Raw genomic sequence first — 15,479 nt, 5'->3', positions numbered from 1 at the left:
CCTCAGCGCCAAATAAATCCCAAATGTTTCAATATACAGCCGATATTTTTAACATTGCGTTTACAAAACACTGATTTTAAGATGACATACCGAAACTACAATGAGTAAAGAGTTGATGGTGAACAAACAAATTCACAAAACGCCATCACTACATTGGGGGAGGAAAACAAAACATGTTTAAAAAGTTGCCGTTTATTTTGATGACCTTAACGTTCGTACTGGTACTCGCAGCATGCGGATCGAAAAATGACGCTGGTACAGAGGGTGCCGCAAGCAATGGATCAGGAGAAGCTGCTACTGAGCTTAGCGGTAACATTCTGGCAGTCGGATCGACAGCATTGCTACCTCTGGTAGAACAAGCTGGACAGAAATTTATGGCAGTTGATGAATATAAGAACGTAACGGTTCAAGTTCAAGGTGGCGGTAGTGGTACTGGTTTGACACAAGTATCTGACGGACAAGCTACAATCGGTAACTCTGATGTATTTGCAGAAGAGAAACTGGAGGACGAAGCCAAAGTAAAAGAATTGGTTGACCATCAAGTAGCAGTAGTAGCTATGGCGCCAGTTAGTAACAAAGATGCAGGTGTAGAAGATTTGACGAAGCAACAACTGGTCGACATCTTCTCCGGTAAAGTAACGAACTGGAAAGACGTTGGCGGCGCGGATAAAGCAATCGTTATTGTAAACCGTCCGAGCAGTTCCGGTACTCGTGCAACTTTTGAGAAGTATGCATTGGGTGCAAAAATGGGTGATATCCAAGGTTCGATTCAAGAAGATTCTTCTGGTAACGTAAAAAAATTGGTATCTGAAACGCCAGGTGCTATTGGTTACCTCGCCTTGTCTTACTTGGATGACAGCTTGCAAGTGTTGAAATACGAAGGTGTAGAAGCAACAGTTGAGAACGTAGAAGCAGGAACTTATCCAGTATGGGCTTACGAGCACATGTACACGAAAGGTACGCCAGATGCAGCAACACAAGCATTCCTGGACTACATCTTGAGTGACGAAATTCAACAAAATGACGTGACAGAACTGGGATACATTCCAATGTCAGGTATGAAAGTAAAACGCGATGCAGCAGGTAATGTGGTTCAATAATCTTTGAACTTGCGCATACAGCGAAAGAGGCGGACTTAGGTCCCGCCTCTTTACGCGGTTTGCTCTAAAATAATCCCATATTTTGCATTAATTCTACTATAGAAGGATGGTTGTTATGGAACAGACCGAAGGGGGAACGGTAATGAATAACAAGTTGAAACCGCGCCGGCCCTTAAAAGAGAAACATTATTGGGAAGAGTGGACGGGACGGATCTATACGTCGATTTGTGTCGTTTTCCTGATCGTTGTCATGTTTTCCATTGTTTATTTTGTAGCGTCCAAGGGACTATCAACATTTTTCCAAAATGGAATAAGCATAAGTGAATTCCTTGGTGGGAAAACGTGGAATCCAACGGGGGAACCTGCTTTCTATGGGGCATTGCCGTTCATTACAGGTTCTTTCATTACAACCTTGCTTGCAGCATTGATCGCAAGTCCGCTTGGCCTGTGTGCAGCGCTCTTCATGACAGAGATTGTCCCGGGTAAAGGGAAAAAAATCTTGCAGCCTGCGATTGAGCTCTTGTCCGGAATTCCATCCGTTGTGTACGGATTTATCGGACTGAGTGTCATCGTACCCTTGCTTCGCAGTATCTTTGGTGGAACAGGCGTCGGGATTGCAGCCGGATGTCTTGTTCTCGCGGTAATGATTCTCCCTACGGTGACAAGTATTATGGCAGATGCATTGTCCGCATTGCCAAAAGGATTACGTGAATCCTCCTACGCACTGGGTGCCACTCGCTGGCAAACCATCTACCGTGTCATTATTCCAACAACTTTGCCAGCTTTGTTGACAGGTGTCGTTTTGGGTATGGCTCGTGCGTTTGGTGAAGCTCTTGCTGTACAGATGGTTATTGGTAATGCACCGCATGTTCCAACATCCTTGCTCGAATCAGCTTCAACATTAACAAGTGTAATTACTCTCAGCATGGGTAACACCACGATGGGTTCTGTTCATAACAATGCACTGTGGAGTATGGCGCTTGTCCTGTTGGTGATGACATTTGTCTTCGTCATTCTGGTTCGCCTGCTTGAAAGGAGAAACCGGGTATGAAAATGAAGGCAAAGACGGTAGATAAAATTGCAACATCCGTTATCGTTGTACTGGCCCTGTTCATTGTTATTTTATTGCTCGGTCTGCTTGGCTTCATCATGTATAGAGGTATTGGACATATCAGTTGGAACTTCCTGACAAGCGCACCACAGTTGCTTAAGGGTGGCGGCGGGATTGGTCCACAGCTCTTCAACTCCGTATTCTTGCTTGTCCTGACCTTGATTGTTACCATTCCACTCGGATGGGGTGGCGGGATTTACATGGCGGAATACGCCAAACCAGGCAAGATTACCAGCTTCATTCGTCTGGTCGTTGAAGTATTGTCATCATTCCCATCCATCGTTATCGGTTTGTTTGGTCTCTTGCTGCTAGTAAATCAATTTGGTCTTGGTTTCTCCCTGATCTCGGGTGCCTTGGCTCTGGCGATCTTTAACTTGCCACTGATGGTACGGACAACGGAGCAGGCCTTCCGGGCCGTTCCGAAGGAACAGAAGGAAGCAGGTCTGGCGCTTGGACTGTCCAAGTGGAAGATTATCACTTCCATTCTGCTGCCTGTGGCATTGCCGAGCTTGATTACGGGTACGATCCTGGCATCGGGCCGGATCTTCGGTGAAGCAGCCGCGCTGATGTTCACCGCAGGTATGAGTAGTCCACCATTGGACTTTACAGATTGGAATCCGACGAGTCCAAGGTCACCGCTTAATCCTTTCCGTCCGGCAGAGACACTTGCTGTCCATATCTGGAAAGTGAATAGTGAAGGTATTGGACCAGATTCCAAAGAAGTGGCAGCAGGGGCATCCGCCGTGCTTGTCATTCTCGTGCTGGCGTTCAATCTAAGTGCACGCTGGATCGGTCGGGTTGTATTCCGCCGCATGACAGCTTCGAAATAAGGAGGAACCAACATGGCCATACCTTTTGGTACGGAACAGTTAAGCATATATTATGGACATTTCCAGGCGGTCAAGCAGATTAGCCTGACGTTTCCTGAAGCAAGCGTAACGGCTCTTATTGGGCCGTCTGGTTGCGGTAAATCGACGTTCCTCCGGTCGCTGAACCGGATGAACGACGAGATTGCCGGTTCCCGTACAGAGGGACATATCTGGATGGACGGTAACGATCTGAATGAGCCTGGAACCGATGTAATCAAGCTTCGCCAGAAGATTGGCATGGTGTGGCAGAAGCCGAACCCTTTTCATAAGTCCATCTACAACAATATCGCGTTTGGCCCCCGCTACCGCGGTACGAAGAGTAAGAAGGCACTGGATGAAATTGTGGAAAAAAGCTTGCGTCGTGCTGCGCTCTGGGACGAAGTGAAAGACAGACTGCATGAGTCAGCTCTGTCTCTCTCTGGCGGACAACAGCAGCGCCTATGTATCGCTCGCGCTTTGTCTGTTGAACCACAGATTCTGCTGCTCGATGAGCCGGCATCTGCACTTGACCCGGTATCTACGGGTAAAGTTGAAGAGTTGATTACCGAGCTCAAGAAGGAGCTGCGGATTGTTATTGTTACCCATAACATGCAGCAGGCGGCACGCATCTCGGATTATACAGCTTATTTCTATCTGGGAAGTATGATTGAGCACGGGGATACAGAGCATATTTTCACGAACCCGGACAATCGTCTGACGCAAGAATACATTATGGGACGTTTCGGTTAATTGGATCATGGAGTGTAACATAGAGTAATAGACAGAGAGATAAGAAATAATAGAGACAAAAGAAAGCACAATGCCTGGACGGTTGTTCGGGGGTTGTGCTTTTTTAATTTATAATTTTAGTGGGATTTTCTGTATGCGGGATAAACATTATGCTACGATATTTAGTGTGAAGAGAACGTTTACATGAATTCAAAGGAGATGTTGATAATCACTACGGATCAGATGTCTTACGACCATATGGCAGCTCAGATTATACAGAACTACGCTATTGAGAAACCTGTCGTTTCATATATTCGTCATAATGAGAATCTGACGTATCATGTCGTCGATGAAGCAAGCGGGCAGAAGTATCTGCTACGTATCCATCAAGCCGCATATGCAAGTATGACAGGCATTCAGCATACGCTTCCTGCGCTGGAGGCAGAGATGAACCTGCTTCATGAGTTAAATGCAACGACGGCATTGCGCGTGCAGCATCCGGTACGGAATGTATCGGGAGACTGGGTCACGGTATGGAAAAGTGAAGCGGGTAAAGAAATCTGCTGTACAGTACTGGAGTGGATTGAGGGAAGGGACATCCAGCAGGGAGAACGCCTGACAACAGAGCAGATCTATGATCTGGGGGCACAACTGCAGATGCTTCATCAATATGGGCGTGAGCAGAATCAGACAGATCGAACAAAGGTGCGGCCGGCATATGGCAACATCCATGAGAACTTGGTCATGCTAGGGCAGCTGGAGGAAGGCGTCCGACTGGGGATTTTTACAACGGAAGACTTTGATCTGCTTCGTGAGACGTTTGAGAACATTAATGAACAGTTAGAAATATACCCGCAACACGCAGGGACATGGGGGATCATTCATGGGGATATTACTCGCAACAATCTGCTGATAACGGATCAGGGGATATCCATGATTGATTTTTGTCTACACGGTTATGGTTATTATCTTTTTGATGCCGGAGGGGCAGCACTTATGTTCAATCGGGAGGAACGTGACATATTCTTATCCGGTTATACCCAACAGATCGCGTCACTGACGGATCGTGATATCCGATTAATGGAAGGGTTCATGTTGATCTTTACACTAGGTTATTATGCCTTTCAGATGGCGAATGAGTCGAGGCACGAATGGATGAAAGATCGCATGCCGAAGCTATGCAGCAAGTATTGCAGACCTTATGTACAGAACAAGAGTATCTTCTACGAATTGTGAATTATAATCCAGATGTGCAGACTCGGATGGGTTAGTGAGCAGTGTGGATCAAAGATTATGGTTGCCTGAATACCCGAACGGTTTCATGGACAATATCATAAATAATAGTAAGCACATCATTGATTGAAGTAGAACGAAATGAGCTGTTTAAAAGATCTTTTTAACGTATTAATGTAATGAAAGCTGACAAAATATTCTGGTTTTCATCGGTTCAATCGAAAATGAAGGAAATACATCCAAAGAAATCGTCAAGTTTGTTGACACTGATCTTCCGGTCGATTAATCTTAATGAAGAAGAAATTAATGACTTCCATGACTGTTCTGACATAAGCTCAGAATGGTTCCATATAGCGGATGATAACGAGCGGGAGAGATCTGGATTAGCCGAGCAAAATGGCTAGTGCTCAGGCACCGAAGGAGCAAGCTGCTGCGCACCCGGCGCAGTGGTTAATCTCTCAGGTAAATGTACCATCGTTGGACGCAACTCTGGAGAGTGCGCGAACTGCGCCACCCAAGGGGTATATGATCAGTCAGACCGGTGAACTTGTCTGTAATCGCAGGCAATGCACCTTGTCGTGAGACACTGCTGATCGTGAAACTCTCAGGTATCGAGGACAGAGAGAGGGCCTGAGGCCTTCTTCTGTCCTTTTTTGATGTCATCATTCAGTAAATAAGGAACAATATGGATTAGATTCTGGATGTAAATGACGAATACAATTGGAGGGTTATAAAGTGCGATTTAAAGATGTTTTCTCAATTATTGGTCCGTCCATGACAGGGCCTTCAAGTTCACATACAGCTGGAGCGGCAAGGCTGGGAAGAATCGCTCGTCAGTGGCTGGGATGTACGCCAGAACGTGCCCGGCTGACGTTATACGGTTCATTCGCTGACACCTATCAGGGGCACGGAACAGATCTGGCACTGATCGGCGGTCTTTTGGACTATGTCACAGACGATCCACGTATCCCGGATGCAGAGCAATACGCAGAGGAAGCAGGCATGGAGGTTGAGTTTTATACAAGTGGCCTGCCTGCTCCTCATCCGAATACGGTCAAAATTGAGTTGTGGCATGGAGAACGTGCCTGCTCCTTAATCGGTGCATCCATTGGTGGTGGCAGTGTATCGGTGCATGCGATGAATGATTTTCGTGTTCAGATTAGTGGTGAGTTTCCAACACTCGTTCTGCGACATGCAGACAAGGCAGGGGTGCTTGCATCGGTAACGTCCACGATCAGTTCATCCGGGGTTAACATCGGCTATATGCAGGTGGACCGGAAAGCCCGTGATGGCGAAGCACTTACCGCGATGGAAATGGATGGTGTGCCTAATCCTGATATGCTCAAGCGTCTAAGGGAGCTGGACCATGTGTTAGACATTCGTGTCATTGATTTGAAGAGAGGAGTTGATTCGGATGCGATTTAAACATTTACACGAACTGAATACGATCTGTACAGCGGAATCCAAAACCATTGCTCAGCTGATGATCGAGGAGCAGGTTCAGGAGACCAATACACCGGAAGCGGATGTTGTGAAGCAGATGTCTGAATATTATCAGGTGATGAAGGAAGCGGTACGCAAAGGGTTAACGGAAGATACAACATCACGCAGTGGGTTAACCGGTGGGGACGGGAAAAAAATGGCCGAGTACATTCGCAAGGGTGAGACTTGTTCAGGAGATGCTTCCGCACTTGCCATGGCGTATGCCCTGTGTGTATCTGAAGTGAATGCCTCCATGGGTCGGATCGTGGCAACACCAACAGCTGGTTCCTGTGGCATTATCCCGGGTGTGTTTATCAGTTCACAAGAGCGGTTTGGCTGGACGGACGAACATTTGGTGAACGGGTTGTTCTGTGCGGGAGCGATTGGTTATGTTATTGCCAACAATTCATTTATCTCCGGTGCCGAAGGTGGCTGCCAGGCGGAAGTGGGTTCAGCTATCGGCATGGCTGCGGGTGCCATGGTTGAACTGCGTGGAGGTACACCGGAACAGGTAGTTCATGCCGTTGGTTTGGCGTTAAAAAATACACTGGGCCTGATCTGCGATCCGGTTGCAGGCCTCGTTGAAATTCCTTGCATCGTCCGTAATGGACTGGGTGCGGTTACGGCGCTGGCTGCGGCTGACATGGCCCTGGCCGGAGTGCGTAGCGCCATTCCGTCAGACGAAGTCATCGACGTCATGCTGGAAGTAGGCAGTGCGATGCCGAGCCGCCATCGGGAGACAGCCCAGGGCGGACTGGCCCAGACACCAACCGGCCGCAAAATGATGCAGAAGTTGGCTAAACCAAAGGCAAAGCGTGCCGAGCCTGAGCAGGAGTCTCCTGCTGAAAATGACGTAGAACCTAAGGCATAAATAGGATTGATATGAATTAAATCTAACACTAACTCGTGATACCATGAGCCTTGATTATTAGAGGTGAAGAAGAGTTCCTTACATGATACGAAAAGCCGATACAAACCTTCCTGGTGAAGAGATGTATCGGCTTTTTTTTGTCTTTTTCCAACGAAGAAAAACAAAAAACATTGACGACATATATATCGTATTGATATATTAACTATTGTCATATATCAATACGATATATATGAGAGCGAAACAAAATTAAAGGAGATGGATAGAATGAAAGGAATTTTCCAGACGAGTCTACTGTTTTTGAAAAACGGAGCCACCATTGTAGGTTTAATTACGGCCGTGCTGTTCCAGGTTTTTTTTAACATCATCTGGCTTAGTGGATATGATCAGGTTAATGAGAGAATGACTGAGCTAGCTGTCACCATCGTGAATGAAGATGGGGTAGCGGCTGAACCGGTAGCCGAGTCTTTGGCGGCAGGTCTTAATTTCGAGATCAAACCATCTGAATCGATGCAAGAAGCACGACAGATGTTAACGGATCGGGATGTGTACATGATTATTGAGATTCCATCAGGTTTCATGCAGCAGGCAGAAGACTTGTCGAAGCCGATTGCAGTTAAGTATGTGATGAACGAATCAAACGTGGCTACCGTGAAAAGTGTGATGCAGAACGTAGCCGCACAAGTTACAGCGACGTTGAACCGTGAAGTACAAGAGAATGGCATTCGCGGAGTGCTGAATCAGTCCGGTATGACTGCTGATCAGTCCGATGCGCTTGCGGTAGGGTTGTCTTCACGCGTGGAGGCAGAGGTGGAGCGACTGAATCCTGTTGATAATTTTGCTTTCTCCATGGTACCGATGTTGATTGTAACGGCTACGTTTACCGGAGCGATGTTGCTTGGCATGAATCTGCAAAAAGTGTCTGGTGAACTGAGTGGAAGGGCAGGGAAATGGGAGCGTTTCTGGGCCCGCAACATCGTTAATCTTGGTGCTGCATTTATTGTTTCGCTCGTTGGATCGGGGATGATGCATGTTATGGGGGTATCGTCAGCAGACGGTTGGTTCATGTTATGGCTGTTCCAGTTGCTGGTCACCATATCTTTTATACTCATGGCTCAGTTGAGCTTGTTGTTGCTTGGCAATGCTGGGGCTTGGTTAAACAGTGCGCTGTTGCCTCTGCTGATGTTGTCCTCGGGCTCAACAATTCCGCGTGATGTAATGTCTGAGTTCTACCAAGGGATCGGTCAGTATCTACCGGCGACCTATGCCGTAGAGGGGATGACGAACCTTGTGCTTGGAGGAAACGGGATCGGCAGGGATGTATTGTTCCTTGCAGCAATAGGGGTTACAACGCTAACTCTGGGTGCCCTTAGCATCTGGATCAGACGTTCCGGCCCGGCAATTTCTGAATCTCACAGGGAGAAACAGATTGCTACTGTACCTTCTTCTCTGGAAGCATCCGTGTCTTCATCCGATCATTGAATATGGGGGGCTGATTGTGATACGTTAAGAGGAATGGAAAGGAGCGGTGCACCGATGAACACGCAGCATGTCATCCTCGGAATACTGCACAATCAGCCATGTTCGGGATATGAGATCAAGCAGTACTTTGAACAATATTTTTCATTTTTCTTTGATGCCAGCTTTGGCACCATATATCCTACACTCGCGAAGATGGAGAAGTCAGGGTTGCTTACGAAGGAATCGGTGAGGCAGGAAGGGAAACCCGACAAGAATGTGTACTCATTGACTCCGGAGGGAGCAGCACAGTTTCACGCATACCTGATGAGTCCCCTGGAAGACGAGGTGTTCCGTTCTGATTTTCTGATGCGGTTGTATTTCGGAGAGTTGGCGGATGAGAATACTGTAACGGGGTGGATTTCAACAGAGTTGAAACGCAAGGAATTGTTATATGACAAGCTTCAGCATCAGATGAAGGAATTTGGCGAACACATTTCGCCTTCACAACGGTTGTGCATGCAAGTGGGACTTGTTCAGTATGAAGCCACCATTCAATTGCTCAAGGAACAACTGGATCAGCCGGAGTAATCCCATGATAGTGATTGATATGCAAAATAGGCGCTCCACAGATCAGGAACAGATCTGTGAGCGCCTATTTCGTTTGATATGCCGATGAATTGAACAGACTCCTGTCTTGCATATGAGCAAGTATAACTTGATATTTATGTGAGACTAGTACTTAGTACGGCATATCCATACGCAGGCAGTTCAATGGCGAGTACGCCATCTTCCTTGGCGGTACGATGGTTTCCGCCGAATAACTCGGTCCATTCCTCGTCACCAGCCTCCAGCTCGACAATAGCCGTCTCTTCTGATCGATTGAACAGAACCAGAATGCGTTCCTCCTCATTTTGCCGCTCAAATACCAGCTGGCTGCCATCGGGACGAGCCTGCAGGAAACGAACGGTGCCTTCTGCACGCAGGGCAGGATGAGCATGACGCAGGGAGATCAATTTTTGATAAAAGTCGAACAGTTCTCGGTCCTGCTTCGCTTCATCCCATTCCATGCATTTACGGCAGCCTGGATCATGTTCGCCGTCCATGCCAATCTCGTCTCCGTAATAGATGCACGGAGCGCCCATATAACTGAACTGGAATAACGCAGCCAGCTTCATCTTGCGCTGGTCGCCTTCACACAGCGTGAGCAGCCGCGGGGTATCGTGGCTGTCCAGCAAGTTGAACGCCACTTCGCTGGCCTGAAGCGGATAACGGGACAACTGTCGCCCGATGGAGTTTGCGAACTGTTCGGCGTGCATTGTATTTTTCACAAAGAAAGCATTCACGGCATCGGTAAACGGATAGTTCATGGACGCATCGAACTGGTCACCTTGCAGCCAGGAGGAAGACTCATTCCATACTTCGCCCAAAATGTAGGCATCCGGGTTAGCGGCTTTGACTACACGGCGGAAATCACGCCAGAAGGCATCGTCCACTTCGTCTGCCACATCCAGCCGCCATCCGTCCGCACCCACTTCCTTGATCCAGTACTCGGCAACCTCCAGCAGATAGGCCTTAACTTCGGCATTCTCCGTATTCAGCTTTGGCATGTGCGCTTCGAATCCGAAGGTCTCATACGTAGGAATACCGTCCTTCACGTCCAGCGGGTATTCGTGTACATGGAACCAGTCCTTGTATTTGGATTGTTCTCCGTTCTTCTGCACATCCACAAACGGCGCAAATGTCTTCCCGGAATGGTTGAACACAGCATCCAGAAGTACACGAATTCCACGTGCATGGCATAGCTCGACCAGTCGTTTCACGGTATCTGCGTCACCAAAGTGCCGGTCTACCCGCAGGTAGTCCTCAGTATCGTATTTGTGATTGGTGGTGGCTTCGAAGATGGGTGTGAAGTAGATCGCATTAATGCCAAGATCGCTGATGTAATCCAGATGGTCGATCACGCCCTGAAGGTCACCGCCGAAGAAATTGAAAGGTGTTGGCTCGCCGCCCCACGGCTCTACCTTTTCCGGACTAATATCCGGGTTGCCGTTGGCGAATCGTTCAGGGAAAATCTGATAGAACACGGCATCCTTAACCCATGCAGGGGGTGTGAATACAGCTCCGGCATGAATATAAGGGAACTGGAACATACGACCCGGATCGTCCGGTTCTTCTTCCTGGAAGTCCGTCTCGGTCATCCAGATCTGTTCTTCGCCGCTTTTGAGCAGAAAAGAGTATTTGAGTCGGTGGTAGGGAGGTTTCACTTCGCCTTCGAAGTAATCGAACATGGAGTCAGAGGTGAACTTCGTTAAGGGAACCAGCGCTTTGGTTGCATCCCACGCATATTTATCCCCGGTCAGGGCATGTACCTCGGTCAGATCATTCTTTTTGGCACGCAAACGCAGATGGATTGTATCTTGGTCATAGGCATAGGCCCAGTTTCGTTTCGGTTGATGATAGATGGCTTCCAGCAGCATAATGAATTTCCTCCCGTCAGGTGTAGAACTAGTATGTACTTGGTAGACTTGATGGATATGACGTTACCCGAGTTAATGGATAAGCTATAATTAGAATGCGTGATAACGCGAGACTTCAACAAGACATGAATCCATATGGTATAGACAGCTTTTATGATGATGATGCTCAGATATATCATTAACCCAATGGGGGCAGAAAGGAAACGAATATTCGGATGAAAACCAAACTGTTATATATTGAAGATGATACGGAAATTGCGACTTGGGTCAGAGCCGATCTGGAGGAGCGCGGTTATGAGGTGATATGGCTCGGCAGTGGTGAAGGTGCAGCGGAGGCTGCTGTCGGTTGCTCACTCATTATTCTGGATGTCATGCTGCCCGGGCTGGATGGATTTACGGTGGGCCAGCGACTGAAAAAAGAACATCCTGCCGTGCCCATTGTCATGCTCTCGGCCAGAACGTCTATTGACGACAAGTTACACGGTCTTGATTTTGCCGATGACTATGTGACCAAACCATTTCACCCCGATGAACTGGCTGCCCGGATTGAAGTACAGCTGCGTAAGGCAGGAACAGCGGTATCCACGGATGCTGCCCTGAAGCTGGATCATCTCTCCATCTATGAGAAGGACAACCGGATCGTTAATGAGGAGACGGGGGATGAGATTATTTTATCGGGAAAACAGTTCCACATCTTCGCCTACCTGCTACGACATATGGGCATGATTCGAACCAAAGAGCAGATCTATGAAGCCGTTTGGAACGAGCCCTATCTGGATGGGGACAAAACTTTAATGGTACATATTCGGCATCTACGCGAAAAGCTGGAGCTTGATCCGGCCAATCCTGCAATTATTCAGACGGTCCGTGGTGTGGGATATCGTGTGAAGAAGCCATGATCAGGTGGTTCAGGGAACGGAAGATCATGAAGGGAGAACGAAGCATGGATCAAAAGCAATCCGGGCGGCGCAAGCTTCGCTTTGGGCGGTCCTTGATGTCCAGATACATCCTCCTGATCTTGGCGGCTGTATTATTTGTGCCTGTTGTGCTTCCGATCATATCCGTTATATATATTGTCGTAGTGAATAACACGGACACGAATACGAACCGAGCCGCGCCTTATGGTGATGTTACTCGGATAAGTAACCTCTGGTCACGTGAAGCGAAGAACCTGGATGGTGCTTCGGATGAAGAGATTAAGGCCCGGTTGGAGCAATTACATGGCTCGTATCCCAAATCTTCGATGTATCGTGTGAATGTGAAAGGGGAGACCCTACTTATTCTCGGTGGTGAAGATGTAACGCTTCTAAAATCCACGTCGCCGGATGGCAGGACAGACACGACATTGAGATGGTCATTGGATTCCGGGCAAACGACAGAGACTCATATTCCAGCCTTATGGAATGTAAATAATACAGTGCAATTCATGAAAGAAGCTTCCTTTCGCGATCCACTCACCGTAGTTGCATATATTGGCGGAGATGAGCAGGACAAAGGACAGGGATTCATGATCATTGAAGTGCCTCGGTCACTTCTGCAAATGAATCAGAGTAACTGGCCGATGGAACTCTTGTATCTTGGTATCGTAATGACCCTCATCTTTCTGATCTTCATCATTATGTCGATTCTCTTCTTCGCACGCATTCGCAAACGACTTATTCGTTTGCAGACGGCCATGATGACCACAGGCAAGGAAGGCCTCCCGCTTCCGGTAGATATCCGCCGGTCAGACGAGATTGGTCAACTGGAAGAATCCTTCAATCAGATGGTGCATCAACTGTCCAACAGCCGCCACCGTGAACGCGAGGAAGAACAATTGCGCAAACGTCTCATTGCGGGGCTTTCCCACGATCTGCGTACCCCGTTAACGGTAATTCGTGGACATATGCATGCTTTGCACAAGGAAGAGCTGAGCGAGCAAGGTGACCGTTCATTACATCGCATGGAAGCGAAAATGGAGGACCTCGGCGGGCTCATTGACAACATGTTATCCTACAATTTGCTCACGAGCGGGAAATATACACTGAAGCTGGAAGAGAAAGATATACTGCGGATCGTCAGGGAAACGGCGGCGGCCTGGTACCCGGTCTGGGAGAAAGAGCAATTTGATATTGATATTGACCTCCCGGAGGAACCGCTGATCTGGCATATGGATGAACAGGGCATGCGCCGTGTACTCGATAATTTGTTTCAGAACGTAATCCGTCATGCTGCTAGCGGGAAATATATTGGCATAACAACCGAGGAGATTCAGGGTGAGACGGCTATCGTTATTCAGGATCGGGGTCCGGGTATGCAACCGAATTCCGACACAAAAGGCACAGGTCTAGGCTTATCCATTGTAGACCTGTTGATTCGTGAGATGGGTCTGCGCAAGCGGGTAGACAGTTCCGATACGGGTGTCCAGACATATATCTACAGTGGTAAGGGAAACAGGGAAAACAACAAACCGCTGAAATAGCTTTTTTAAACTAAACTTAAACTAGAGACTACTTTGGCTTTAACCTTGGAAGGTTACGATAGTTCCGAGGTGATCATACAGTGAGTGAAAATATTATTCAAACGGCGAATTTATGGAAAACATACCGGGACCGTGCAGCGGTCCGTGAACTTGATCTGCATATTAAAAAGGGAGATATCTATGGCTTCCTCGGTCCCAACGGTGCCGGCAAAACAACAACGATTCGCATGCTTCTCGGCTTGATTAAACCAACCAAAGGCGTGATCCGTGTCTTCGACAAGGATATCCGCAAGGATCGCATGGATATTTTGCGCCGTGTGGGCTCTTTGGTCGAATACCCGTCCTATTACGGACATCTGAACGCAGTAGAGAATCTGGAGACCTTACGTCGCATCATCAATGTACCAAAATCAAGAATTGCTGAAGTGCTGTCCATTGTAGATCTGACCAAGGATGCCAAACGTTCGGTAAAGGGATACTCCCTTGGGATGAAGCAACGTCTGGGTATTGCCAGCGCTTTGCTGGGTGAACCGGAGTTGCTGATTCTGGACGAACCAACGAATGGGCTTGATCCTGCCGGTATTCAGGAGATTCGGGAACTGATCAAACGCATGCCTCTGGAACATGGCATTACCGTTCTGGTTTCCAGCCACTTGCTGAGTGAAGTCGAACAGATGGCAAGTCGCGTTGGTATTATCCGTGAAGGCAAGATGGTGCTTCAGGATACTATCGCAAGTCTGCATAGTCAGACGGGTAGCTCTATCCGGTTAACGGTTTCCGAGCCGGAAGAGGCTATGAAGCTGGCGAGAGAACAGGGACAATTTGGTCAGCAACAAGGTTCTGCGTTAATATTCCCTTATATGGATAACAGTTCAGTGGCACTGCTTGTGCGCCGATTAATTGAGCAGGATCATGATGTGTATCGTGTAGAGGAACAGCGACAGTCGCTGGAAGATCTGTTCATGCGGGTCATTGGTGAGGGGGCTTCCATATGACCGGACGTGCATTATCGTCAGACTGGCTCAAGATTCGGGGGAAAGGGATCTGGTTTCTTGTCTTTCTGGCCCCTCTTGGATTGACAGCGATGCAGGCGCTTAATTTTGGCTTACGGCTGGACTATCTGAAAGAGCAGTATGCAGATAACCTGTGGGGCGGATTGCTGGGCAATGTGGTGGTCTTTGTGCCCTTGTCTCTGATGCTGGGAGCAACCATTCTCAGCTCCATGATCGCTAATGTTGAGCATGAACAGGGATCATGGAAACAGCTGCTCGCGATGCCGATTCCCAGACCAGCCGTGTATTTAGCCAAGTTCCTGCTTGCTTGTGTGCTGCTGGTGATCTCCTGCCTGCTGTTAACCGCAGGAATTGTGGGTCTGGGTCTGATCCTCGGATTCCATGCCAGCGAAATACCTTGGACACATGCGATCAAGCTGGGGCTATTGCCTTTGGCTGGTGCACTTCCCGTGTTGTCACTGGAGTTGTGGCTCACGATGGTTAACAAGAATCAGGCACTTCCCGTCACCCTGGGCATCGTTCTCGCGATAACGGGCATGTTCGCACTCAGTATCTCACCGAACTTTCCACTCGCTTGGGCGCAGATGGCCTGGAATGGACCCAATCCATATCTGTATGCAGGCATGGGTGCAGGTCTAGGGTTATTGATCCTGCTGCTGGGTATGGTACATTTTAGCCGGAAGGATGTGGCCTGAT

Annotated in this window: 14 protein-coding genes and 1 riboswitch; of the genes, 13 read left to right on the top strand and 1 reads right to left on the bottom strand. The window is 48.1% G+C overall.

Features of this window, described 5'->3' with window-relative positions:
- The first annotated feature begins 173 nt into the window (after positions 1–173).
- The 9 genes from NSQ38_RS02465 (at position 174) to NSQ38_RS02425 (ending at position 9,420) form a co-directional block, all read left to right on the top strand.
- Positions 174–1,100 (top strand): phosphate ABC transporter substrate-binding protein PstS family protein, encoded by a 927-nt coding sequence (locus NSQ38_RS02465; RefSeq protein WP_338590379.1) that lies wholly within the window; start codon positions 174–176, stop codon positions 1,098–1,100.
- A 142-nt stretch (positions 1,101–1,242) separates the two neighbouring features.
- Complete coding sequence (gene pstC / locus NSQ38_RS02460; protein ID WP_100528178.1) at positions 1,243–2,151, top strand: phosphate ABC transporter permease subunit PstC; 909 nt, start codon at positions 1,243–1,245, stop codon at positions 2,149–2,151.
- Between the two features lie 2 nt (positions 2,152–2,153).
- Positions 2,154–3,041, top strand: a complete 888-nt coding sequence (gene pstA, locus NSQ38_RS02455) for a phosphate ABC transporter permease PstA (protein WP_026081329.1) — start codon at positions 2,154–2,156, stop codon at positions 3,039–3,041.
- A gap of 12 nt (positions 3,042–3,053) precedes the next feature.
- Complete coding sequence (gene pstB, locus NSQ38_RS02450) at positions 3,054–3,809, top strand: phosphate ABC transporter ATP-binding protein PstB (RefSeq protein ID WP_036616781.1); 756 nt, start codon at positions 3,054–3,056, stop codon at positions 3,807–3,809.
- A 183-nt stretch (positions 3,810–3,992) separates the two neighbouring features.
- The gene (locus NSQ38_RS02445) at positions 3,993–5,024 is read left to right on the top strand and encodes a phosphotransferase (protein ID WP_339786768.1); all 1,032 of its coding nucleotides are present in this window, start codon (positions 3,993–3,995) and stop codon (positions 5,022–5,024) included.
- A 355-nt stretch (positions 5,025–5,379) separates the two neighbouring features.
- A riboswitch (glycine riboswitch) is annotated at positions 5,380–5,504 on the top strand.
- Positions 5,505–5,756: 252 nt separating this feature from the next.
- Positions 5,757–6,446, top strand: a complete 690-nt coding sequence (gene sdaAB / locus NSQ38_RS02440; protein WP_339786766.1) for an L-serine ammonia-lyase, iron-sulfur-dependent subunit beta — start codon at positions 5,757–5,759, stop codon at positions 6,444–6,446.
- Positions 6,436–7,374, top strand: coding sequence for an L-serine ammonia-lyase, iron-sulfur-dependent, subunit alpha (sdaAA, locus tag NSQ38_RS02435; RefSeq protein ID WP_339786764.1), 939 nt, complete (start codon positions 6,436–6,438; stop codon positions 7,372–7,374). Before sdaAB ends, sdaAA begins: the two co-directional genes overlap by 11 nt.
- Positions 7,375–7,638: 264 nt before the next feature.
- Positions 7,639–8,853 carry an ABC transporter permease gene (locus NSQ38_RS02430; RefSeq protein WP_339786761.1) on the top strand — a complete coding sequence of 405 codons (1,215 nt, stop codon included), beginning with the start codon at positions 7,639–7,641 and terminating at the stop codon, positions 8,851–8,853.
- A gap of 54 nt (positions 8,854–8,907) precedes the next feature.
- The gene (locus NSQ38_RS02425) at positions 8,908–9,420 is read left to right on the top strand and encodes a PadR family transcriptional regulator (RefSeq protein ID WP_339786759.1); all 513 of its coding nucleotides are present in this window, start codon (positions 8,908–8,910) and stop codon (positions 9,418–9,420) included.
- Positions 9,421–9,554: 134 nt separating this feature from the next.
- On the opposite strand, the gene NSQ38_RS02420 is transcribed toward NSQ38_RS02425, so the two are convergent.
- Entirely contained in the window at positions 9,555–11,309 is a 1,755-nt protein-coding gene (locus NSQ38_RS02420; protein WP_339786757.1) for an alpha-glycosidase, read from the bottom strand.
- 215 nt (positions 11,310–11,524) lie between these two features.
- Here NSQ38_RS02420 and NSQ38_RS02415 point away from each other — a divergent pair, with 215 nt between their 5' ends.
- From NSQ38_RS02415 to NSQ38_RS02400, 4 genes are all read left to right on the top strand, one after another.
- Positions 11,525–12,208: a response regulator transcription factor gene (locus NSQ38_RS02415; RefSeq protein ID WP_339786755.1), complete on the top strand. Its 684-nt coding sequence runs from the start codon at positions 11,525–11,527 to the stop codon at positions 12,206–12,208.
- A gap of 44 nt (positions 12,209–12,252) precedes the next feature.
- Positions 12,253–13,770: a HAMP domain-containing sensor histidine kinase gene (locus NSQ38_RS02410; RefSeq protein WP_339786752.1), complete on the top strand. Its 1,518-nt coding sequence runs from the start codon at positions 12,253–12,255 to the stop codon at positions 13,768–13,770.
- Between the two features lie 80 nt (positions 13,771–13,850).
- Positions 13,851–14,765 carry an ABC transporter ATP-binding protein gene (locus tag NSQ38_RS02405; protein WP_339786749.1) on the top strand — a complete coding sequence of 305 codons (915 nt, stop codon included), beginning with the start codon at positions 13,851–13,853 and terminating at the stop codon, positions 14,763–14,765.
- On the top strand, positions 14,762–15,478 hold the full coding sequence (locus NSQ38_RS02400; protein ID WP_091038202.1) for an ABC transporter permease: 717 nt from the start codon (positions 14,762–14,764) through the stop codon (positions 15,476–15,478). Before NSQ38_RS02405 ends, NSQ38_RS02400 begins: the two co-directional genes overlap by 4 nt.
- Position 15,479: the final 1 nt, after the last annotated feature.

The sequence above is a fragment of the Paenibacillus sp. FSL R7-0313 genome, assembly GCF_037969885.1.
Classification (GTDB): domain Bacteria; phylum Bacillota; class Bacilli; order Paenibacillales; family Paenibacillaceae; genus Paenibacillus.
Note: the sequence above shows the minus strand (reverse complement) of the source record. Positions and strands in the feature narration are given on the sequence as shown.